The organism is Paraburkholderia sp. SSBN10T, from assembly GCF_056619545.1.
The window spans coordinates 26662-48356 of the sequence record NZ_JBWQQI010000017.1 but is presented as its reverse complement, the minus strand read 5'-3'; the positions used below and the strand labels follow the sequence as shown (position 1 = coordinate 48356).

The following is a 21695-nucleotide window of genomic DNA, read 5'->3' as shown; positions in this document are numbered from 1 at the left end:
TTAAACGCGCGCCGGTCTATTCCGGCTCGTGACAGCACACGCAGAGCTTGTTGCCGTCCGGATCGCGGAAGTAGGCGCCGTAATAGTGCTCGTGATATTGCGGCCGCAAGCCCGGCGGCCCTTCGCACGAACCGCCGTGGGCAAGCGCCGTGGCATGTGCGCGCTCGACACTCGCGCGGTCCGGCGCCAGCAGGGCGAGCATCTGCCCGTTGCCGGCGCTTGCCGGATTGCCGTCGTAGGGCCGGCCGATCAAAAAGAGCGGCCGCGGCTGCCCGGGCGTCATCCAGCCGGCCCAGCCCGTCTGCCCATCGCGGAACTTGAGCTTGAGGTTCAAGCCGTCCAGCAGCGCGGCATAGAAGCCGAAGGCGCGTTCGAAGTCGGTAATGCCGACGAATACATGGGAAAGCATCTGCTCGCTTGCTCCTGTAGAGATACTTCATTCACTGCAAGACCGGTAATGGCGATACCGGGATCGCCGGGCAACTGGTTAGCCTTCAGGCACAAGACTAGGATGGTGCCACTTACCCCTTGTCGAGACATAAAACATGAAGCGCTTCCACATTGCTCTTGCCGTTGCCGACCTCAACGCATCGATTGCCGACTATAGCGAGCGTCTCGGCCAGCCGCCCACCGCGCTCGTGCACGGCCTCTATGCCATGTGGCGCACCGATCTGCTCAACTTCTCGATCAACGAAACGCCGGACAAGGCGGGGCAGCTCCGGCATGTCGGTTTCGAGGACGATACCGCTGAAGGCTATTCCAGCAGCGTGGACGTCAACGGTCTCGAATGGGAGCTGTTCTCGAGGCAGGAACAGGATCGCCGGATCGCCAGCACCTATGGCGAGGCGGTGTTCACAAAAGATTGACCTTGCCGGTGGCCAGGTCGTAAATCCCGCCGATCACTTTTACTTTGCCTTCCTTAACATAGTGGCCGATGATGGGCTTCGATACGCTCAGGCGGTTGGCATTGAGCCGCACGTTCTCGACGGTGGCGCGGGCTTTCAGGTCGGCGTCGCCGTGCAAGCGGGCGATCGCCACCGCAGGCTTGATCGAGCGCACGAGGTCGGGCAGATGACCGGGCAGCGCGACGCCTTTCTGAATCGCGTCGACGCTGGCGCTGACCGCGCCGCAGTTGGTATGGCCGAGCACCATGATGAGCGGCACCTGCAGAAACTTCACGCCGTATTCGAGACTCGCGAGTCCGTCCTCATTGACGAAGTTGCCGGCTACCCGCACCACGAAGAGATCGCCTGGCCCCTGATCGAACGCCAGTTCCGGAGCGACGCGCGAGTCCGCGCAACTGACGATCGCCGCGATCGGATATTGCGCCGCGACGCGGCTCGCCCGGCCGGCCGAATAGTCCTTGTTGGCCGGCGCATTGGCCGCGTAGCGCGCGTTGCCGTCCATGAGGCGCGTCAGCGCCTCGGCTGGAGCGATGGCGTTGGGGGCGTTGGCGTCGGCGGGCTCGGCGGCATCCGCAGCGTCCGCCGCGAAGCGAGCCAGTGTCAACGACGCAGCACCCGCGAGCAGCAACTGGCGGCGCGCTGCGGACGGCAGAAGGGGGGCGCACATGATTCGTCTCCTTGCAGGAAGGACTACGGTGTTCAGGCGGCAGATGGAACCGGAGTGCGGGTGAGCCGTCGCGCGAGCTCACCCGCCGCGCTACGTGTCAGTCGTTCGGGCCGGCCGGCCCCTCGCTCGCATAGTGTGCGCGTTTTTCCTCGTACATGAGCAGGTCGGCACGTTGTACGGCGGCTTCGAGCCGCTCGCCCTGCTGGCAGGTCGCCGCGCCCATCGCAAAGCTCAGCAGCGAGCCTGGGTAGAACTGATTGTTGAGTTCGACCAGTTGGCGGACCGTGTCGATCATCGCCGCGCCGCCGCGTTCGTCGGTGCTGGGCATCAGGATGGCGAATTCGTCGCCGCCGATCCGCGCCGCGTGAAACGGCGATTCCATCGCCTTCGCGAGGACTTCGCCGGCGCGCCGCAACAGCGCATCGCCGGCTGCATGGCCGAGCTGGTCGTTAATGCGTTTCAGGCCGTTCAGATCCGCCATGATGACCGTGACCGGAAACGGGCCCTTGCGTTCGAGGCGGTTCAGCTCGTCCACGTAGAACGAGCGGTTGCGCAGCTTGGTCAGCACATCGTGCTTGCCGAGAAACTCCAGATAAGCCTCGGCTTTCTTGCGCGCGGTGATGTCGGTGAGCGCCACCAGCACCAGGTCCCAGTCGCGCTCATGTTCCGGCAGCACGGAAAACTGCAGATGCACGTGCACCTCGTTGCCGTCCAGCGAGTAATTGAGGACCTCGCGTTGCTGGAACAGCTTGCCGTCCCACAGATCGATGAGCTGCTCGCGGAAATGCGGCCGCATGTCGTCGCGGAATACTTCCGGCAAGCGGGCCAGCAAGGTCGGCTTGTCCGGTGCCGCGAACAGATCGAGCGTGTGCCGGTTCACGTCGAGGACATGAATTTCCTGCATGCAGCGTTCGACGAACTCGGGATGCACGTCGGTAAACGTGCGGAAATCCACGATGCCCGCGGCCCGGGCGTCATTCAGCAGACGTTTGACTGCACTGAAATCCTCGACCCACAGCGACACCGGCGAATCTTCGAACAGGCCGCGCGCATAGGCTTCGGCCTGGACGAGGCGATGCCGCGCGCCTTCCAGTTCGCTCACGTCCTCCAGCGATACCAGCACCCGGTCCCAGCGCGCTTCGTGCCCCGGCAGCACGGCGCCCTTGAGGAGCACGTCGAGCCGCCTCCCGCTGAGCGTGTAGTTGACCGTCTGGCTCATGAAGCTGCTCTGGCCGGACCACAACTGGCAGAGCTCTTCGAGGTGGGTCTTCAGCATGTCGTCGCGGAACACCGCGCCGAGATTGGCGGTGAGCGTGGCGAGACTGTCCGCCTCGAACAGCGTCAGGGTCTTGCGGTTGACCTTGACGACCCCAATGCTGTGCGCGCATTCCGCGACCCGCTCCGGATGGTCCCTGAAATGCGCGCGCAGATCGGTCACGCCCTCGGTTCGCCAGGCATCGAATAACGCCCGCACGCCGCTGAAATCTTCGAGCCAGAGCGACACGGGCGCGAGCTCGAACATCTCCGAGTCGTCGCTGGACGGCGCTTCGTTGCGAGGCTGGTCTGGGGCACTGAGGTTATCCAGCATGACGGATCCGTAAACAAGAGTGCGGTTATTCTAAGACGCCTTGGGGCTGTGGAGCAGGGACTTCAATCAGGGGGGCGGCTAACCATGTGGTGTGCGGCGCCGGCCACGCAGTCCGCGCCCGTCCGCACGCCGCCGTGGAATGATTGCGCCCCTTTGCGAAGTAACGGCAGGCGATGCGCGAACTTGAGCCGACGGCACCCCGCGGGAGCGCCGGCCGAGGGCCTTCTGCACCGCTCCGGCGGCCTTGTTACACTTGCCGTGTCGCAGTTTCCTGCCCCAGAACGCGTCCAACCTGCCCATGAAACCTTGCCTGCTGGTTCTGATTGCCCTGAAGGATGCGAGTCGCGCGAGCATCGCTGAAGCCTTCGACGTTATCTACGCCCCCGATCCCGCTGCACGTGCCGCCGCTATCGCCGCCCACGGTGCGACCGTACGGGCGGTACTGACCAACGGCACGACCGGCCTGCAAGCGGCCGAAATCGATCAGATGCCCCAGCTCGAACTGGTCAGCGCGCTGGGCGCCGGCTACGAGAACCTCGCGCTCGACCATGCGCGGGCCCGCCATATCGTGCTCGTCAACGGGGCGGGGACCAACGACCACTGCGTGGCCGATCATGCTTTCGCGTTGCTGCTCGCCGTGGTGCGCGACGTCGTGCAACTCGATCAGGCGACGCGCCAGGGTGTCTTGCGCGATTCTCTGCCGATGCACCCCAACGTATCGGGCAAACGCCTCGGCATTCTCGGGCTGGGCAATATCGGCCAGAAGGTGGCGCGCCGCGGCGCTGGCTTCGACATGGAACTGGGCTATCACAACCGCAAGCCGCGCGAAGGCGAGCCGATGCGCTACTTCGGGAGCGCGAGAGCGCTCGCCGAGTGGTGCGATTTCCTCGTCATCGCCACCCCAGGCGGTGCCGGCACGCGGCATCTTGTCGACGCGGCGGTGCTCGATGCGCTGGGGCCGGACGGCTTCGTGGTAAACGTTGCGCGCGGCAGTGTCGTGGATACCACGGCGCTTGCCGCCGCGTTGCGGGCAGGAACGATTGCCGGCGCCGGACTCGATGTCTACGAGGGCGAGCCGCATCTGCCGGAAGCCTTGCGCGAGTTGCGCAACGTCGTGCTGACGCCGCATGTGGGCGGCCGCTCGCCGGAGGCGATCACCGCCTCGGTGCAGAACTTCCTCGCCAACGCCACCCGGCATTTCGCCGGCGAGAAAGTATTGACGCCGATCTGAGCTGGTTTAGTGTGTCCCCGCCACAGTCGGCGCACCGCCCGCCTGGAGAGGGGGCCAGCGCCTCGCTCCTGCATTTCCCTTATGACACGAATGACGCCCTCGCATCGGCCGGGGCGTCCCCGGCAATGCCAGTGATTGAGATAATTCGCGTTTTGCGTATTTCATTCATCAGGCAAATCAGAAAGTATCGAAAGGCTTCCTTACATTAAATTACTTTCTGTCGTTTATCTAATAAGTGTTAAATCGATATGTCGATGAGCAGTGATTGAAATCATTGTTTAATGACCCAAAGGTAAGTCCGATCGATTCGCGCAGATGCCCTTCCAGCTTGACAAACCGGGGAAACCCTGGGTTTGGGGATGTATTATTTACCGCTCAAACGTTAAATCCCGATCAATTGAGAAAAATCAAAAAAATAAAACACGCGCAAACCTTTGCGCGATTAATGAATGTCGTGCCGCTGCCGTTAAAGCGCTGAGATGGCAGGCAATGCCACAACCGACCGTGGGCGTCGGAATTTGAGAGAAAAGCGCTATACAACGAACTATTTTTCTCGACTCGAACGATGGGAGCGGAAAGCTATGAACCTTAGAGACCTGTCCGTAAAAGCCAAGCTGTACAGCGCTTTTGGGACGTTAACAGTAGTGGTGATGGTGGTGGCGGGGATGTCGGTGAAGGCATTGAGCGACTCGAATGCGCGTTTCTCCGGCTTCGTGTCCGGTATCAATGCGCGTGCGATTGCCTCCGAGCAGGTGAGAACCGCGGTCGACCGGCGTGCGATCGCAGCCCGCAACATGGCGCTGGTGACGCGGCCGGACGACTTCCAGATGGAAAAGGACGCTGAGGCGCAAGCGCAGCAAGATGTCCAGACGAACCTCGCGAAGCTCAATCAGATGATGGCGTCGGCCGGCGATACCACCGCCGAGGCTCGCGACATGGTGAAGGAGATCAACCGGATCGAGGCGGACTACACGCCGGTGGCGCAGGCCATCGTCGCGCTGGCCGTGGCGAACAAGCGCGACGAAGCCGTGGCGAAGATCGACAACGATTGCCGGCCGCTGCTTGCCGCGCTGGTCAAGGCCACCGACGCCTACCAGGCCTACACGCTCAGCCGTGCGAATCAATTGGTCGAGGCCGGCGCTGAACAATATGCGGTGCAGCGCACCATCCTGATCGGCACCTGTGTTGTGGCCATCGCGCTTTCGCTGCTGCTCGGCTTGCTGATCGCTCGCGGCTTGATCCGCTCGCTCGGCGCCGAGCCGGGCGTGCTCGGCGAGGTTGCCCAGCGCGTCGCCGGCGGCGACCTGCGGGTGGTCGAGGGCGCCGCGCAGGCCCCGGCGGGCAGCGTACTTTCGTCGATGGGACGGATGCAGGCCAGTCTCGTCGACCTGATTGCGCGCGTGCGCACGGCAGCGGACAGCATCGCCACCGGTTCGAGCCAGATTGCCTCGGGCAATATCGACCTGTCCGCGCGTACCGAGCAACAGGCCTCGTCATTGCAGGAAACCGCTTCGAGCATGGAAGAGCTGACTTCGACGGTCAAGCAGAACGCCGAGAACTCGCAGCAGGCGAGCGTGCTGTCGGCGAACGCTTCGGACGTGGCCGTGAAGGGCAACCAGGTGGTGAGCCAGGTCGTGCAGACGATGGGCGAGATCAGCGCCAGCTCGACCAAGATTGCCGATATCACCAGCATCATCGAGGGCATTGCGTTCCAGACCAACATCCTCGCGCTCAACGCGGCCGTGGAAGCCGCTCGCGCAGGCGAGCAGGGCCGTGGCTTCGCGGTGGTGGCGAGTGAGGTGCGCAGTCTCGCGCAACGTTCGTCCAGCGCGGCGAAGGAAATCAAGGACCTGATTGCCGAATCGGTGAACAAGATCCAGGGCGGCTCGGAGCGTGCGACCGAAGCGGGCAAGACGATGGCGGAAGTCACCCAGGCGGTGGCGCGTGTCACCGACATCATGGGTGAGATTGCCTCGGCTTCGATCGAGCAGAGCCGCGGGATCGAGCAGGTCAATCAGGCGATCACGCAGATGGATTCGGTCACGCAGCAGAACGCGGCGCTGGTCGAGGAGGCGGCTGCGGCTTCCAAATCGCTGGAGGGGCAGGGGCACCAGTTGAATCAGGCGATTGCCTTTTTCAAGCTGTAGGCGGCAAGCGGCTTGCATGCCGGATCGGTTGGGCGCTTGGGTGCGGATGCGGCCGCTTGAGGTTGAAGCGGCGTCGAAGCAACGTCCAGCCGACGCTCAACCGATCAGCTTGAGCCCCGGCGGCAGCGACTCGCCGAATACACGACCCTCGTCGGCCTCGTCGAGTTCGACGGCCTCGCGGATCATCGTGATCCAGTTGGCCGGCGCATGGGCGGATTCCAGCCGCTTGACGACGCTCGCGCGCACCTCGTCGGCGAGGTCGCGCGAGCGGTCGCCGGTCATCCGCGCAATCTGCACGGCGGCAAACGCAGCCGGTTCGACCTTCTTCCAGTCGAGCGCGAGAATCGTCTCGAGCCACTGCGTGGCGACCGGCGGCGGCACCACGCTGTGCGCGCTGCCGTAGAAAGGCCGGCGCGCACCGATGCGGCCGACGGCCCACCAGCCCTGATGACTCTCGGCAGGCTTCCTGAGCCGCGCGATCAGCCGCTCGCCGAGTTCGATCTTGCGCTCGGCCGGCACGCGTTCCAGCGACGCTTCGAGGCGCACCATGTCGGCATAGCCGGATTTCGCGGGGTCGAACGGCAGTTTGGTGCGCGATGCGGCGGCGGACTGCATGAAGGCCACCGCGTCGAGCACATCGAGCTGTTCGCGCTCGCCGAGGCCGCCCGCCGCGCGCCGCCACAGCGTCCACCATTCCGACCAGACCTGGCTGTCGTTGATGTATTGAATGCCGTCGTCGAACAGCGTCCACAGTTGCTCGACGCGCCATTCGTCGAGCGGATAACCGAAGCCCGGGCGCACGCAATAGCCGGCCAGATTGAGCCAGAGGCGCTCGTGGTCCGCGGAACGGCGCCGCCGTCTCGCGCGTTCCCACAGCGCATTGAACAGCTCGCGCAGCAGCGCGCTATTCCAGTTCGCGCGTGGACCGAGAATCTGCTCCAGTTCGGCCCGCGTGCGCTTGACCTCTTTGGGGTCGACTTTTTGCGAGCGCGAACCGAAGCTGCGGTCGATCAGTTCGAGCGCCTTGGGCAGGGCGGGATGGGGTGCCTCGCCGGATACGCTGACCTTGGCCCCGCCGCGGCGCAACTGGAACTCGAGCAGCCAGCGCTGGGCGGTGTTCGCTGCATCACCGGCTTCAGCGGCGGCGATGCAATGCACCTCCAGCGTGCCCACTTCGGTGAGCGAGGCGGCGAGCTGCACCGGCGTCTCGGCGGACTGGCCGGCTTCACGCGGCGCCACGACCGTGGCGATCGGCGGCAGGCGCACGAATTCGCCCAGCGCCAGCGCGGCCAGCTCGCCCGCGTGCCAGCGCGTATCGGATACAGAGGACACCAGATGAAATTGCACCGGTTGCCCGAGCTTTAGTGCGAAAGTGCGGTCCGCGAGATGGATCTCGCGGCCTTCTTCGGTGCCGCGCGGCAGCACACAGACGCCTCGCAGGGCCTGCGCGTCCTCCTCCAGCACGAGAAAATAGCTGCGTGGCGAACCGCCGCCGATTCGCGGTGCGCGGCCGGCGCGCGCGAGTGCGTAGGCCACTGCGCCGCGCGCCACGGCGACGTCGGGATTATCGTTATGCAGGACATGCAGCGGCTTGCCTCGCCATGCCGCCAGCGTCTCGGCGAGTCGTTCGCTGAGCGCTTCGGCGCGAAACACGCCGCCGTTGAGCAGCAGCGTGTCGGGCACGGGCAGCACGTCGTCGCCGTCAGCGGCGGCGGACGAACCGAGCGCATCGCGCGATTGCGCCGCCAGCCGGCTCAGAAACGCGGCGGCGTGCCGGGTGATCGCCGGATCGCTCGCATACGGCAGGCCAAACTCGACGATGGCGCCGCGCGGGCGGCCCGGCCGCGCAGCGGCGGCAACGAGCGGGAAGAAGCCGTCGACGATGATCTGCTCGACTTCCTCTCGCGTGATCTCCGTGGTCCGTGCCCCGCCGATCAGCTTCGAGCCTGCGCCCAGCAGCGTGACCGGCACCGAGGCCGGCGCGTCGGCGCCGAGCAGTTGCTCTTTGGCCACCCGGCAGCGCTCGACGAGTTGCGAGAGGCTCGCCGCCGAGAGACGCGCCTGCGGCGTCGACAGCCGGCTCTCGGCCAGATGCGCGAGTGCGAGGTCCATGTTGTCGCCGCCGAGCATCAGGTGGTTGCCCACTCCGACGCGCGTCAACTGCGGTTGACCGCCTTGCATCTGTACCTTGATCAAGGTGAAGTCGGTGGTGCCGCCGCCGACGTCGCAGATCAGCACGAGCCGCGTCCCGGCGAGTTCGGCGTCAAGCGAGCCGCGATGCTGAAACAACCAGTCGTAGAAGGCGGCCTGCGGTTCTTCCAGCAGCCGCAGTTTCGGCAACTGCGCCATGCGGGCCGCTTCGAGCGTCAGCGCGCGAGCGCCGTCGTCGAACGAGGCGGGCACCGTGAGCACGACATCCTGCTGTTCGAGCGGGGCATCCGGGAGGCGCTGATTCCACGCCGAGCGCACGTGCGCGAGATAGCTGGCGCTGGCCGTGACGGGCGACACCTTGTCGACCTCGTCGCTGGCGCCCCACGGCAGAATCGGCGCGGTGCGATCCACCGACACATGCGAGAGCCAGCTCTTGGCGCTCGCCACCAGCCGGCCCGGCACCTGGGCGCCGAGGCTGCGCGCGAGCCGCCCGATCACCACCGGGCGCTCGCCGGATTGCGAACCTTCGGCCTGCCGCTTATCGGATCCTGGCAGTGATCCGGACCACGGCAACGACAGATCGCATGGGCTCAGTTCCCCCTGCGCCGCGTGATAGCGCACCGAGGGCAGCAGCGGCCGCGCCGCGACTTCGCCGGGACTGACGAGCTGATCGATATCGAAGACGCGGATGTCCTCGGTGCCTGCCTCGGTGTACGCGACGACCGTGTTGCTGGTGCCAAGATCGATCCCGACGAAATACTGCTTCATCGCGCTCAAGCGTTGCCGTGGCCGCGCACGTCGAATTCGACTTTCCAGCGCTCGCCGGTGCCGCGCGGAATGGCTTCCAGTTCCAGCGTACCGGCTTCGGTGACGCGCGCATGCAGTTTCACCGGCACGATCTCACCGGGGCTGCGGCCTTCGGGCGGCAGCGTCGCCTGGATTTCGTCGAGTTCCTGCAGTTCCTCGGGCGTCCAGTAATCGAGCAGCGTGCCGACCTGATCCTGGCGCCGCACCGAAGAGCCGAAGAAGCGGAACTGCACCGGTTCGCCGACCACCAGGCCGAACTCCTGGGCCGGCAGCGCCGCCTCGCTGCCTTCTTCCATGCCGAACGGCGCCACGCAGAGCGCCTGCACCGGCGGTTCGAGCCCCGGCACGGCGGGCATGGCCGATTCCACGGCGATATAGAAGGCTTGCGCAATGCCGCCGCGAATCCGCACGCCCTGGCCGCGCTTCACGTAGCCGTAGTAGGCCGCACCGCGCGCGACCGCGAGATCGAGATCCGCGCCTTCGAGCAGACGCGCGGGCGCGGCGCCTTCCGCGGCGAGCCAGCCGTTGAGCGTCTGCAGGATGCGCTCGACCAGCAACGGCGATTTGAACACGCCGCCGTTGAACAGCACCGCGGTGGGATGCAGGAAGCTCGCGCTTTGCGGTTGCGTGCCTTGCAAGCCTGCGAGTTCGGCGAGCGCGCCCACCTGACGGCCGAGGAAAGCAGCCAGATGGCGCGTCACGGCGGCGTCCTGCGCATACGGCAGGCCGAGCTGCGTCAAGCCGGCGCGCGCGCGGCTCAGCGGACGCGCTGCGCTGTCGACTTGCGGGAAAAAACCTTCGAGGATCGTCTGCGTGAGTTCGGCGCGCGTGAGTTCGGTGCGGATCGAGCCGCCAATCAGCTTCGAGCCGCGGCTAGGGATGACGAGCGGCACGGCATCGGCGGCGGCGTCGCTCAGCAGCGTTTCCTTGGCGGCGCGGCAGGCGTAGGTCAGCGCGCGCAGTTGCCACGGATCGGCTTGGGTGCCTTGCGCGGCCAGCTTGCGGGCCACCACGTGGGCCAACGCGAGGTCCATGTTGTCGCCGCCGAGCAGGATGTGCTCGCCCACGGCGACACGGTGCAGTTCGAGGTTGCCTTCACGCTCGACGACCGCGATCAGCGACAGGTCGGTGGTGCCCCCGCCCACGTCCACGACGAGGATGATGTCGCCCACTTGCACCTGCTTGCGCCACTGGCCGTTGCTCTTCTGGATCCAGCTATACAGTGCGGCTTGCGGTTCTTCCAGTAGCGTCATGCCGGTATAGCCGGCGCTTTGCGCGGCTTCGGCGGTCAGTTCGCGGGCGGCCGGATCGAACGAGGCGGGAATCGTGACGGTAATTTCCTGCTCGCCGAAGGGCGCCTCCGGATGCGCATGGTCCCACGCTTCGCGCAGATGCGTGAGGTAGCGAATCGAGGTTTCGAGCGGCGACACGCGCGCCACTTCGGGCGGCGCATCGTTGGGCAGAATCGCCGCACGACGGTCGACGCCGGAATGGCACAGCCAGCTCTTGGCGCTCGACACGAGCCGGATCGGCGTGGCCGCGCCGCGGCTGCGCGCCATTTCGCCGACTGCGAAGTCGCGCCCACCGGTCCACGGCAGGCCCAGGTCGAACGGCGCGAGTTCGCCTGGATGCGGCAGATAGAGGAACGAGGGCAGCAGCGGCAGGTCGTCGATGGTGGCCGGCGCGGTGAGCTGCGTGACCGGCTGGACTTCCAGAGTGGTCTTTTCGCCGTCGCTGCCGGCGAGATCGACATACGAGAGGGCGCAATGTGTCGTGCCCAGGTCGATGCCGATCGAATAGCGCGGCATGCTCATAGTTCCACCTCGGCCGCAGCGATGACCGAGGTGTCGTGGCTCGCGGCCAGCTTCGGCAGGCGCACCTCGTCGACGCGCCAGCCGCGATGGCTCAGGCTGCCGGTAAACGGCGCCTTGCCGACCACGTTGCCGGTGAGCCGGACGGCCGTGGCGTCGAAGCCTTCGGGCAGCGTCACGCGGCTGCCTTCCGCTTCCTCGCGCACCGGGCGGATCGTGAAGTGCTCGCGCAGCACGGTGCGGCAGCCGCCATGCACGACGCGGGCGGCGGCGCCGATGTCGGCGTCCGAGTAACCGGCCACGTCTTCTTCGATGAAGTCGATAAAGCGCGCGTCGCGTTGCAGCAGGCCCAGCAATTGCAGCGCAGCGTCGGGGCTTGCCTGTTTCAGCACGGCTGCGGCCGGCTGCGGTGTGGGTGCCGGCGCGGGCGCTGCAACGGGTGCCGCCGCCGCTGCGGGCGTCGCCGCGAGCGGCGCGCCGCTGCGCAGACGCTGTACGCGGGCGGCGAACTCGCCGTCGCCCAGAATGCTGAAGAACGTCCCGACGGCCAGCGATATGCGGCCGAGAAAAGACACGTTCGTGTCGGTCATGTGTAGCTCCTGAGGGGCTCTGTTCAAGGACGAGCTGTCCTCGGGCAACGCCGGTTCGAACCGGGGTCGCCGCGGGTTGTACGGTGGCGGACATCGATGCGTGAAGCGGCGCCGTGGGTCGGCTCAGTTCGGCATCGGTTGGCCTCGCGGCCCGGTCTGGGCACGGCCCATCCGGGCCTCAGCGCGTATTTTACCTTTCGGGCGAGGCGCGGCCTAACGAGGGCCGCAAGCGGGTTGCGAGGAGTGATTGCAGGAAGGAGGGCCGGGCGCTCAAGAAGCGCGGCAAGTGCCGCACAGGTTGCGTAATGCTGCATCGCGGTGCACGGAGCGCGCGGCGGCGCAGCGAGTCGTCAAGACCGGGAAATTACTCATGAAGCATTGATAACGCTAGCCGATATCATGAGAGCGTACTCGTGACTGGCTGGGTCACGCGGCGGTCGGCGCCGCAGTTCACACCCGGACCATGCCGGTAGCGGATGCAACCGGTCGCAGGCTTGACCGGTACCTCATTGCGAAGCTCGCCTGCGCTGCACGATGGTGCACGAGGCGAACTTCATTTCGCCAGGCTATTGCACCTGGCGCATTTCACCGGACTTTGCGGCGCTCAGCGCGCGTCGTCGACAGCGACCCGGTAGCCTGGCGCAGCCTCGGGCGTCTCGTGCGACGCGAGCGATTCGAGCGCCAGTCCCTTCGTTTCGATTCCCATCACCCAGACCGCGAGCGCGGCCACCGCGAACGACAGCGCGCCCAGCGTGAACACACCGCCCTGGCCGAACACCGGCAGCACCACGCCGACGGCATACGGCCCGATCAGCGAACCGACCCGACCGATCGCCGACGCAAAGCCCGAACCGGTTGCGCGCGCACCGGTGCCGTAGAGCTCGGGCGTGTAGGTATACAGCACGGCCCACATGCCGAACAGGAAGAACTGCATCAGCAGTCCGGCACAGATCAGCAAGCCGACGCTGTCCGCATGCAGCGCGGTCTGTCCGTAGAGAAACGCCATGATCCCGCCGCCGGCGAGCGAGACGATGCAGGTCGGCTTGCGCCCCCAGCGCTCGACCAGCCAGGCCGCACACAGGAAACCGGGCACGCCGCCGAGCGAGATCAGCATCGTGTACAGCACGGATTTCGTCACCGCGAAACCGGCTTGCTGCATCAACGCACCGAGCCATGAAGTCAGGCCGTAGAAGCCGAGCAAGGCGAAGAACCACAGCAGCCAGACCATGATGGTGCGGCGGCGATACGCAGTGCTCCAGATTTCGCGGAATGCGCCGTGCCTGCCGGTAGAGGCGGTTTCGGCCAGCAGCGAAGGCGTGGGCAGCCACCTGAGCCCATTCGACTTCATCACCTTCGCTTCGATGCGCGCGAGGACCGCATCGGCCTCGGCAGGCTTGCCATGATGTTCGAGCCAGCGCGGCGACTCCGGTACGACACGGCGCACGATCAGCACGAACACGGCCGGAATCGCCAGCAGCGCGAACACCGTGCGCCAGCCGAACTGCGGCAGCACGAAGTACGACACGAGGCCCGCCGTGATGAAACCGAGCGGCCAGAAGCCGTCCATCAGCGCGACAAGCCTGCCGCGCGAAGCCGCGGGCACGAACTCGGAGAGCAAGGTCTGCGCAATCGGAAACTCCATGCCCATGCCGATGCCGAGCAGCACGCGATAGACAATCAACGCGTCGACCGAATGCGCGGTCGAACACAGGTACGAGGCGACGCCCCACAGCACCATGCTCCACTGGAACACCGGGCGGCGTCCGAAGCGGTCGGCGAGCAGGCCGGCCACGGCGGCGCCGAGCACCATGCCGAAGAAGCTTGCGCTTGCAACCAGTCCGGCCATCGCACTCGAGAGTCTGAATTCGGTCTTGATCGAACCCAGCACGAAGGTCATCGTGCCGAGATCGATCGAGTCGAAGAAAAACGCGGCGGCAATGATGATGAAGATGGTCCGGTGGTAGCCGGAAAACGGCAGGCGCTCGAGACGCGCAGCGGCACTGGGGCGGACAGGAGACGGTGAAGCGGCGCTCGGCATGGCATCCTCTGGATGGATGGTTCGAAGACCTGATTACCGGTTGGGCTTCGAGGTCCGGTTCCATTCAGTAGACTTGACCATTAATGACCGACATAGAACGAAATCGGCATTCGGATGGAACGGGTGCGCCATTTCGAGCTGGCCCGCGTCATTGGGCGCGGCTGCGGATTCGCACCCGGAGGCTCAAGCGGCGGGCACAGGAGCTGCTGGCGGCGCGGTTGTCGTCGAGCGTGCAGATATGCCGCGTGCGGGTGCACCGTTTGCCACGAAGTAGGGCGTATCGACCCGCGCCAGTGCAGCACGGCGGCGAATCCGGTCGGCGATCTTTTCGGCCAGCATGATGGTGGGCGCGTTGAGGTTGCCGGTGGCGATGCGCGGCATGATCGAAGCGTCCACCACCCGCAGCCCTTCGAGACCATGTACGCGGCCTTCGTTGTCGACCACGGCCATTTCGTCATAGCCCATCGCGCAGGAACAGGACGGGTGATAAGCGGTTTCGGCCCTCGCTCGCACGAACGCGTCGATCTCCGCGTCGCTTTGCAACTCGGCGCCCGGGCTCAGCTCACGGCCGCGGAAGCGGTCGAGCGCCGGCTGGCGGATGATCTCGCGGGTGATCCGGATGGCGTCGCGGAATTCGCGCCAGTCGAGCGCCTCGGCCATGTAGTTGAAGAGAATCGACGGGTGTTCGCGTGGATCGCGCGAGCGCAGCTTGACGCGCCCGCGGCTTGGCGAGCGCATCGAGCCGACGTGGGCCTGGAAGCCGTGCATCTTGATGGCGTTGGTGCCGTTGTAGTTGATCGCCACCGGCAGGAAGTGATACTGGATGTTCGGCCACGGATCGTCGTCGCGCGTGCGGATAAAACCGCCTGCTTCGAAGTGGTTGCTCGCGCCGATGCCGGTGCCCCTGAGCATCCATTCGAGCCCGATGGCCGGCTGGTTGTGCAGCAGCAGCGCCGGGTAGAGCGAGACCGGCTCCTTGCACTCGTACTGCATGTACATCTCGAGGTGGTCCTGCAGATTCTGGCCCACGCCAGGCAAGTCGAGCACGAGTGGAATGTCCAGTTCGCGCAGCCATGCGGCGGGACCCACGCCCGAGCGCTGCAGGATCTGCGGCGAGGCGATCGCGCCGCCGCACAGCAGCACTTCGCGGCTTGCGTAGGCGGCGAGCGAGGTGTTGCCGTGCAGATAGGCGACACCGGTGGCGCGCTTGCCGGTGAACAGGATGCGGTCGGTGGTTGCGTGTGTGACGATGGTCAGGTTGGGCCGTTGCCGCGCCTGATCCAGATAGCCGCGCGCCGTGCTGGCACGCCGTCCGTTGGCCGTCACCGTGCGGTCCATCGGCCCGAAGCCTTCCTGCTGATAGCCGTTCAGGTCGTCGGTGCGTGCATAGCCGGCCTCGACGCCGGCTTCGACCATCGCGCCAAATAACGGATTCGCGCCGGGTTTACTGGTGGTGACGTGCACGGGGCCGTCGCCGCCGTGATAGTCGTTCGGACCGATATCGCGCGTTTCCGCTTTGCGGAAGTACGGCAGGCAGTCGAGATAGCTCCAGTTTTCGAGGCCCTCGCGTTCGGCCCAGCCGTCGTAATCGAGTGCGTTACCGCGGATGTAACACATGCCGTTGATCAGCGATGAGCCGCCGAGGCCCTTGCCGCGCCCGCATTCCATCCGGCGGTTGTTCATGTGCGGCTCGGGTTCGGTTTCGTAGGCCCAGTTGTAGCGGCGGCCCTGTAATGGATACGCCAGCGCCGCCGGCATCTGCGTGCGGAAATCGAAACGGTAGTCGGGGCCGCCCGCTTCGAGCAGCAGCACGGTGACGCCCGGGTCCTCGGTCAGCCGCGTGGCCAGCACGTTGCCCGCCGAGCCCGCGCCGATCACGATGTAGTCGTACTCCTTCGCTGCCATGCTGCGCCCCCTCAAAACACCGGCTGGTACCGGCCCAGTTCGACCTGGATGGACTTGATGCGCGTGTAGTGTTCGAGCGTCGTGAGGCCGTTCTCGCGGCCCACGCCCGACTGCTTGTAGCCGCCCACCGGCATTTCGGCCGGCGATTCGCCCCATGTGTTGATCCAGCAGATGCCGGCTTCGAGGCGGTGAATCACCCGGTGTGCGCGCGCGAGGTTCTCGGTCACCACGCCCGCGCCAAGGCCGTAGATCGTGTCGTTGGCGCGAGCGATCGCTTCGTCCTCGTCGCTGAAGGTGAGCAGGCTCATCACGGGGCCGAAGATCTCTTCGCGGACGATCTTCATCTCGTCGCGGCAGTCGGCAAACACGGTGGGCAGCACATACTGGCCGCGGGCGAAGTCGCCCTCGACAAGCCGCGCGCCGCCGGCCACGAGGCGTGCGCCTTCCTGTTTGCCGCTTTCGATGTAGCCGAGCACCTTGTCGAGTTGCACCGCGCTGGCGAGTGGGCCGAAGTTGGTCGCCGGGTCCGACGGCTTGCCGATGCGAATGCGCTTGACCCGTTCCAGCACCTTTGCTTCGAAGGCCTGCTGCACCGGCTGATGGACGAACACGCGCGTGCCGTTGGTGCAGACCTGGCCGGCGCTGAAGAAATTCGCGGTGACGGCGATGTCGGCCGCGCGGTCGAGGTCGGCGTCTTCGAAGACGATCAACGGCGACTTGCCGCCGAGTTCCATCGTCACTTCCTTCAACGACGAAGCTCCCGCGAGCGACATCACTTTCTTGCCGGTTTCGACGCCGCCGGTAAACGAGATCTTGGCGATGCCCGGATGCGCGGCGAGCAGCGCGCCGACTTTGCCGTCGCCTTGCACGACGTTGAAGACGCCGGGCGGCACGCCCGCTTCCAGATAGATTTCCGCGAGCTTTGAGGCGGACAGCGGCGTGACTTCGCTCGGCTTGAAGATCATGGCGTTGCCGGCGGCGAGCGCCGGTGCGGACTTCCAGCAGGCAATCTGCAGCGGATAGTTCCAGGCGCCGATGCCGGCTGTCACGCCCAGCGGTTCGCGCCGCGTATAGACGAACGATTCGGCGCGCAGCGGAATCTGCTCGCCTTCGATTGCGGTGGCGAGCCCGGCGTAGTACTCGATCACGTCCGCTCCCGTCACGACATCCACCGTGCGGGTTTCCGCAAGCGGCTTGCCGGTGTCGCGCATTTCGAGCTCGGCGAGCGCGTCGTTGCGCTCGCGCAGCAGGTCCACCGCGCGGCGCAGGATGCGCGAGCGTTGCATGGCCGTCAGCGCGGCCCATTGCCGCTGACCGTCGCGGGCGGATTGCACGGCTCGCTCGATATCCTCAGCGCTGGCTTGCTGCACGGTGGCGAGCTTTTCGCCGGTGGCGGGATCGAAGGTGTCGAAGGTGGCGCCGCTGGTGGCATCGACATACTCGCCGCCGATGTAGAGACGTTGCAGGCCGTGCGCGGGTAACAATGACATCGGGATTCTCCTTGAAAGCGGGTGACGCGGTTTGACGCAGCCTCAGGCATCAGGCCTCGGGTGCGAGCAGCATGTCGATGTAGTCGTTGGCGAGCCGCAGGGTCGCCCTGGTGTCGAACGGGTCGCCCGAGAGCGCGCCGCGCAGCCAGAGTCCGTCGATCATCGCGGCCAGTCCGCTGGCCGCGCGCCGCGCTGCGGCACGCGGCAAAACCCTCGCGAACTCCGCACACAGATTCGAGAACAGTCGCCGCGTATTGACCCGCTGCAGGCGCCGCAGTTGCGGTTCATGCATGCTCTGCGTCCAGAACGCGAGCCAGGTTTTCATCACCGGGCCGCTGACCTGGCTGACGTCGAAATTGGCCGCCACGATGGCGCGCAGACGGGCGCGCGGTTGCGGCCTGGCAGCCGTTCTGCGGCGTGTCGTCGCCGCCCACAGGTCGCGCAGGATATGGCGCATGGTGGCTTCGAGCAGGCCGTCCTTATCGCCGAAGTAGTGGCTGACGATGCCGGTCGAAATATTCGCGCGCTGCGCCACCGACGCCAGCGTCGTGCCCGCCAGCCCCGCCTGGTCGATGGTGAGCAGGGTGGCGTCGATCAGTTGTGCGCGGCGCACTTCGCGCATTCCGACTTTCGGCATGGTTCTCCTAGGTTCTGGTCGTGCTTGCGGCTCGGCGAAAGACCCCACTCTAGTGTGTTTTTATTGATCGTTCAATCAACAAAAACCGTGTTGCAGGTTGTGTTGTCGGTTTGGGCCAAGCTCATGTCGGGTTTTGCACACTTGTCGCAGGGGCTCAAGGCATACGCTCGAAGCAGCGGCGTTCGCCGGGTACCGTGGCGCGACCCGCTATCAACCGGGCAGTGAGACGAACATGGAGACGAGACAATGAGCAGCAATCGCGGAGTCGTGTATCTGGGGCAGGGCAAGGTCGAAGTGCGGCCGATCGATTATCCGAAGATGGTCGATCCCAGCGGCCGGCAAATCGGCCACGGCGTCATTCTGAAGGTGGTATCGACGAACATCTGCGGCTCCGATCAGCACATGGTGCGTGGCCGCACGACAGCGCAGGTCGGGCTGGTGCTCGGCCACGAAATCACCGGCGAGGTGGTCGAGCTGGGCCGGGACGTCGAGACGCTGAAGCTCGGCGATCTCGTCTCGGTGCCGTTCAACGTGGCGTGCGGCCGCTGCCAGACCTGCAAGGAGCAGCACACCGGCGTGTGCCTGAACGTGAACCCCGCGCGTGCCGGCGGCGCGTACGGCTACGTGGATATGGGCGGCTGGATCGGCGGCCAGGCCGAATACGTGCTGGTGCCGTATGCGGACTTCAACCTGCTGAAGTTTCCGGACCGCGATCGCGCGATGGCGAGGATCCGCGATCTGACCTGCCTGTCCGACATCCTGCCGACCGGTTATCACGGTGCGGTGATGGCGGGTGTGAAACCGGGCGCCACGGTGTATATCGCGGGGGCGGGACCGGTCGGGATGGCGGCGGCTGCGTCGGCGCGCCTGCTGGGCGCGGCCTGCACGATCGTCGGCGACATGAACGCCGAGCGTCTCGCGCATGCGCGCGCGGTGGGCTTCGAAACCGTCGATCTGTCGCTCGATGCGACGCTCGGCGAACAGATCGCGCAGATTCTCGGCAAGCCGGAGGTGGATTGCGCGGTGGATTGCGTGGGCTTCGAGGCGCACGGCCATGGCAGCCATGGTCACCAGGAGGAAGCGCCCGCGACGGTGCTCAACTCGCTGATGGATATCACGCGGGTGGCAGGGGCAATCGGCATTCCCGGTCTCTATGTGACCGACGATCCGGGCGCGAGCGACGCCGCGGCGCGCAAGGGCAGCCTGAGCATCCGCTTCGGCCTTGGCTGGGCGAAGTCGCACTCGTTCCATACCGGGCAGACGCCGGTGATGAAGTACAACCGCAATCTGATGCAGGCGATCTTGTGGGACCGTCTGCCGATTGCGGAGATCGTCAACGTGACAGTGGTTTCGCTCGATGAGGCGCCGGAAGGCTATCGCAAGTTCGATGGCGGCGCGCCGCGCAAGTTCGTGATCGATCCGCATGGCTTGTTGAAGGCCGCCTGAGCGGACGGGCGACGGGCGCCCGCGCCGGCTCGCTTTATGTATCTTTCGCCACAGGACGGCGCCTCGGGTTGGGTTTCAGCGAGGCGTCCGGAGGCGGGCGGCGCCGCGCCCGCTTGTGCGCTTAGAAGAGCTTAGCAGACCGAATCGGCGACCTCGTGCTCGTGCGCGCGTCGATCTTCGCGTTCGGTCTGCGCCGCTCCGTCGGCAGGTGTGTCCGCAAACACGCGGCGATACCACGCATGGAAGTGGCGCATGCCGTCCTCGAGCGGCGACTGATACGGGCCCGCATCGCTCACGCCGCGGCGGTGCAACCGCAAGCGCCCGGCGTCCATGCGCTCGGCGATCTCGTCGTCTTCGAGCATGGTTTCCAGATACGCTGCGCGCTGCGCCTCGATGAACTCGCGCTCGAAGGCCGCGATTTCCTCGGGATAGTAGAACTCGACCACATTGAGCGTTTCCTGCGGGCTCTTCGGATAGAGCGTCGAGATTACCAGTACGTGTGGATAAAGCTCGATCATTTGCGTCGGGAAATACGCGAGCCAGATCGCGCCGAACTCTGGCGCCTCGCCGCCGCGATAGTCGAGCAGCCGGTCGTGCCACGCGCGATAGATTTCCGAGCCGGGCTGCGCGAGCGCCGCGTGCACGCCCACGCGCTGCATGCTGTACGTCTGGGCGAATTCCCAGTCGAGGTCCTCGCAGGTCACAAAGCGTCCGAGGCCCGGATGAAACGGTGCGACGTGATAGTCCTCCAGATAGACCTCGATGAAGGTCTTCCAGTTGTAATGGCAGGTATGCGTTTCCACGTGATCGAGCACGTAGCCCGAGAAGTCGAACTCGGGTCGCGCGAACACGCGCGCCAGGTCCTGCGCCGGTTCGCGCGGGCCTTCATAAAGGAGTCCGTGACAGTGGCGCAGCGGGAAGCGTTCGAGATTGCGGCACGGCTTGCGGTCGAATTCGGGCGCGCCGATCAGTTCGCCCTTGCCGTCGTAGGTCCAGCGGTGCAGCGGGCAGACGATGTTGCCGCCTGTGGCCGCAAGATTGCCGCGCGTGAGCGAGATGGTTTGCACGCTGCCGCCGTTGCCTGAACCGGTCGCTTCGTTGCCGACGGCGCCCACGTTGCCCGCCTCGCCGCCCAGCATGAGCGCCTGGCGATGGCGGCAGACATTGGAGAGCAACTGCACGCCCTCGGCGCCGCGCACCAGCACGCGGCCGCCTTCGTCCTGCGGCAGGCGTCGCCAGTCGCCGGGACCGGGCACCGACTGCTCGTGGCCCACATAGAGCGCTGAGCGGGCGAAGATGCGCGCCATTTCCCGCTCGAATTGCGCCTCGTCGAAATATGCGCTCGCGGGCAGTTGGACTTGTGCGTCCTCTGCATCGGGCGGCGGCGCGAGATGCGTCAGGTTGCTGATATCGTTCATCTATCGATTCCTTTCGGTTGGACCGCACTTGCGCGCGCCGGATTTTGCGTTCGCGCTCACGCTTCGGGCGCAGCGTCTTACTCCATGTTCAGGCGCACGATGCGTTCATGCATCGACAGCCGCGGGCACGTGCGGCAAAGCTCGCCGTCGCGGCGGCGATAGTGGTAGCAGCAGGTCTGCCGTTCGAGCGCGAGCGCGCACGAACCGTCGCTGCGCGCGAACTGGAAGAAGCCGCCGCATCTTTCGAGACCGAGCGCGGCGAGCCATTGGCGGCCAAGCGCTTGCACCTGCGCGTCGCTCCATTCAGGCTGTGCCTTGCGCACGGCGAGCAGCGCCGCGAGCACGACGTCGGCCTGGGTGCTGCGCGCGATGGCCGGGTTCAGGCGGATCACGGGCGTGAGTTCGTCGTACATCTGCGCGCAGCACGCGGCAATTTCACGCGCGGCGCGCGCGATCAACTCGGATGTGTCGCCTTGCGCGGTGGCGTGATCGGGCACGCGCACTTCGCTCGTCCAGCCGAGCACGATGGGTTGCGCGATGCGTTCGAGCGACAGCACGGCTTGCGACGCATGCACGCCGATCACGCTCAGATAGAGCGGCTGCCAGATCAGGATGCCCCAGCAGCGCGACGACCAGTAGGGCCGCCCCGCTTCGGGATAGGTGCTCTGCCAGTAGGCGAGCAGGGCGTCGAGCGCCGCGCGGTTGCCGCCGCCCGCGCACGGCACGGGGCGGGCGTGCACGGCTTCCTGCGTGTCTTGCAGGAGAGGCGAACGTGGCACGTTCGCCGACACTACGCCGTTCAGGCCGGGCACGAGACGCGCGGCGAGCCGCAGCAGATCTTCCAGCGTGCGGTTCGCCGCCATG

General features: G+C 65.9%; 16 protein-coding genes. 4 read left to right on the top strand and 12 right to left on the bottom strand.

What is annotated here, in order from left to right; translation table 11 throughout:
- Positions 1–16 precede the first annotated feature (16 nt).
- Positions 17–409, bottom strand: coding sequence for a VOC family protein (locus tag AC1ECK_RS24115; RefSeq protein ID WP_480323517.1), 393 nt, complete (start codon positions 407–409; stop codon positions 17–19).
- Positions 410–545: 136 nt separating this feature from the next.
- Between AC1ECK_RS24115 and AC1ECK_RS24110 the strand changes: the two genes are divergently transcribed.
- On the top strand, positions 546–866 hold the full coding sequence (locus AC1ECK_RS24110; protein WP_480323515.1) for a VOC family protein: 321 nt from the start codon (positions 546–548) through the stop codon (positions 864–866).
- Here AC1ECK_RS24110 and AC1ECK_RS24105 read toward each other — a convergent pair.
- Both AC1ECK_RS24105 and AC1ECK_RS24100 read right to left on the bottom strand, forming a co-directional pair.
- Complete coding sequence (locus AC1ECK_RS24105; protein WP_480323513.1) at positions 853–1572, bottom strand: carbonic anhydrase; 720 nt, start codon at positions 1570–1572, stop codon at positions 853–855. The genes AC1ECK_RS24110 and AC1ECK_RS24105 overlap by 14 nt on opposite strands.
- 97 nt (positions 1573–1669) lie before the next feature.
- Positions 1670–3160, bottom strand: coding sequence for a sensor domain-containing diguanylate cyclase (locus AC1ECK_RS24100; RefSeq protein WP_480323511.1), 1491 nt, complete (start codon positions 3158–3160; stop codon positions 1670–1672).
- A gap of 298 nt (positions 3161–3458) precedes the next feature.
- On the opposite strand from AC1ECK_RS24100, the gene AC1ECK_RS24095 reads away from it, so the two are divergent.
- Both AC1ECK_RS24095 and AC1ECK_RS24090 read left to right on the top strand, forming a co-directional pair.
- Positions 3459–4391 (top strand): 2-hydroxyacid dehydrogenase, encoded by a 933-nt coding sequence (locus AC1ECK_RS24095; RefSeq protein WP_480323509.1) that lies wholly within the window; start codon positions 3459–3461, stop codon positions 4389–4391.
- 581 nt (positions 4392–4972) lie between these two features.
- Positions 4973–6538, top strand: a complete 1566-nt coding sequence (locus AC1ECK_RS24090) for a methyl-accepting chemotaxis protein (protein WP_480323507.1) — start codon at positions 4973–4975, stop codon at positions 6536–6538.
- A 96-nt stretch (positions 6539–6634) separates the two neighbouring features.
- Here AC1ECK_RS24090 and AC1ECK_RS24085 read toward each other — a convergent pair whose 3' ends face one another.
- From AC1ECK_RS24085 to betI, 7 genes are all read right to left on the bottom strand, one after another.
- Complete coding sequence (locus AC1ECK_RS24085; RefSeq protein WP_480323505.1) at positions 6635–9466, bottom strand: Hsp70 family protein; 2832 nt, start codon at positions 9464–9466, stop codon at positions 6635–6637.
- A complete protein-coding gene (locus AC1ECK_RS24080; RefSeq protein WP_480323503.1) occupies positions 9463–11310 on the bottom strand; it encodes an Hsp70 family protein in 1848 nt (615 codons plus the stop codon). The genes AC1ECK_RS24085 and AC1ECK_RS24080 overlap by 4 nt, the downstream gene beginning before the upstream one ends.
- The gene (locus AC1ECK_RS24075; protein WP_480323501.1) at positions 11307–11897 is read right to left on the bottom strand and encodes a DUF2760 domain-containing protein; all 591 of its coding nucleotides are present in this window, start codon (positions 11895–11897) and stop codon (positions 11307–11309) included. The genes AC1ECK_RS24080 and AC1ECK_RS24075 overlap by 4 nt, the downstream gene beginning before the upstream one ends.
- A 604-nt stretch (positions 11898–12501) precedes the next feature.
- Positions 12502–13935, bottom strand: a complete 1434-nt coding sequence (locus tag AC1ECK_RS24070) for an MFS transporter (RefSeq protein ID WP_480323499.1) — start codon at positions 13933–13935, stop codon at positions 12502–12504.
- 183 nt (positions 13936–14118) lie between these two features.
- Positions 14119–15840, bottom strand: coding sequence for a choline dehydrogenase (gene betA, locus AC1ECK_RS24065; RefSeq protein ID WP_480323497.1), 1722 nt, complete (start codon positions 15838–15840; stop codon positions 14119–14121).
- Between the two features lie 11 nt (positions 15841–15851).
- A complete protein-coding gene (gene betB, locus AC1ECK_RS24060) occupies positions 15852–17330 on the bottom strand; it encodes a betaine-aldehyde dehydrogenase (protein ID WP_480323495.1) in 1479 nt (492 codons plus the stop codon).
- A gap of 49 nt (positions 17331–17379) precedes the next feature.
- Entirely contained in the window at positions 17380–17967 is a 588-nt protein-coding gene (gene betI / locus AC1ECK_RS24055; RefSeq protein WP_480323493.1) for a transcriptional regulator BetI, read from the bottom strand.
- Between the two features lie 246 nt (positions 17968–18213).
- Between betI and fdhA the strand changes: the two genes are divergently transcribed.
- Positions 18214–19413, top strand: coding sequence for a formaldehyde dehydrogenase, glutathione-independent (gene fdhA, locus AC1ECK_RS24050; RefSeq protein WP_480323490.1), 1200 nt, complete (start codon positions 18214–18216; stop codon positions 19411–19413).
- Between the two features lie 131 nt (positions 19414–19544).
- Here fdhA and AC1ECK_RS24045 read toward each other — a convergent pair whose 3' ends face one another.
- Together AC1ECK_RS24045 and AC1ECK_RS24040 are read right to left on the bottom strand one after the other, a co-directional pair.
- Entirely contained in the window at positions 19545–20831 is a 1287-nt protein-coding gene (locus AC1ECK_RS24045; protein WP_480323488.1) for an aromatic ring-hydroxylating oxygenase subunit alpha, read from the bottom strand.
- Positions 20832–20908: 77 nt separating this feature from the next.
- Complete coding sequence (locus tag AC1ECK_RS24040; RefSeq protein ID WP_480323486.1) at positions 20909–21694, bottom strand: siderophore ferric iron reductase; 786 nt, start codon at positions 21692–21694, stop codon at positions 20909–20911.
- Position 21695 lies beyond the last annotated feature (1 nt).

Coding starts and splice junctions, on each gene's coding strand:
- AC1ECK_RS24105 (WP_480323513.1), bottom strand. CDS start 1,572: ATGTGCGCCCCCCTTCTGCCGTCCGCAGCGCGCCGCCAGTTGCTGCTC.
- AC1ECK_RS24070 (WP_480323499.1), bottom strand. CDS start 13,935: ATGCCGAGCGCCGCTTCACCGTCTCCTGTCCGCCCCAGTGCCGCTGCG.
- AC1ECK_RS24075 (WP_480323501.1), bottom strand. CDS start 11,897: ATGACCGACACGAACGTGTCTTTTCTCGGCCGCATATCGCTGGCCGTC.
- AC1ECK_RS24040 (WP_480323486.1), bottom strand. CDS start 21,694: ATGGCGGCGAACCGCACGCTGGAAGATCTGCTGCGGCTCGCCGCGCGT.
- AC1ECK_RS24115 (WP_480323517.1), bottom strand. CDS start 409: ATGCTTTCCCATGTATTCGTCGGCATTACCGACTTCGAACGCGCCTTC.
- betA (WP_480323497.1), bottom strand. CDS start 15,840: ATGGCAGCGAAGGAGTACGACTACATCGTGATCGGCGCGGGCTCGGCG.
- betI (WP_480323493.1), bottom strand. CDS start 17,967: ATGCCGAAAGTCGGAATGCGCGAAGTGCGCCGCGCACAACTGATCGAC.
- AC1ECK_RS24045 (WP_480323488.1), bottom strand. CDS start 20,831: ATGAACGATATCAGCAACCTGACGCATCTCGCGCCGCCGCCCGATGCA.
- AC1ECK_RS24080 (WP_480323503.1), bottom strand. CDS start 11,310: ATGAGCATGCCGCGCTATTCGATCGGCATCGACCTGGGCACGACACAT.
- betB (WP_480323495.1), bottom strand. CDS start 17,330: ATGTCATTGTTACCCGCGCACGGCCTGCAACGTCTCTACATCGGCGGC.
- AC1ECK_RS24090 (WP_480323507.1), top strand. CDS start 4,973: ATGAACCTTAGAGACCTGTCCGTAAAAGCCAAGCTGTACAGCGCTTTT.
- AC1ECK_RS24110 (WP_480323515.1), top strand. CDS start 546: ATGAAGCGCTTCCACATTGCTCTTGCCGTTGCCGACCTCAACGCATCG.
- AC1ECK_RS24095 (WP_480323509.1), top strand. CDS start 3,459: ATGAAACCTTGCCTGCTGGTTCTGATTGCCCTGAAGGATGCGAGTCGC.
- fdhA (WP_480323490.1), top strand. CDS start 18,214: ATGAGCAGCAATCGCGGAGTCGTGTATCTGGGGCAGGGCAAGGTCGAA.
- AC1ECK_RS24100 (WP_480323511.1), bottom strand. CDS start 3,160: ATGCTGGATAACCTCAGTGCCCCAGACCAGCCTCGCAACGAAGCGCCG.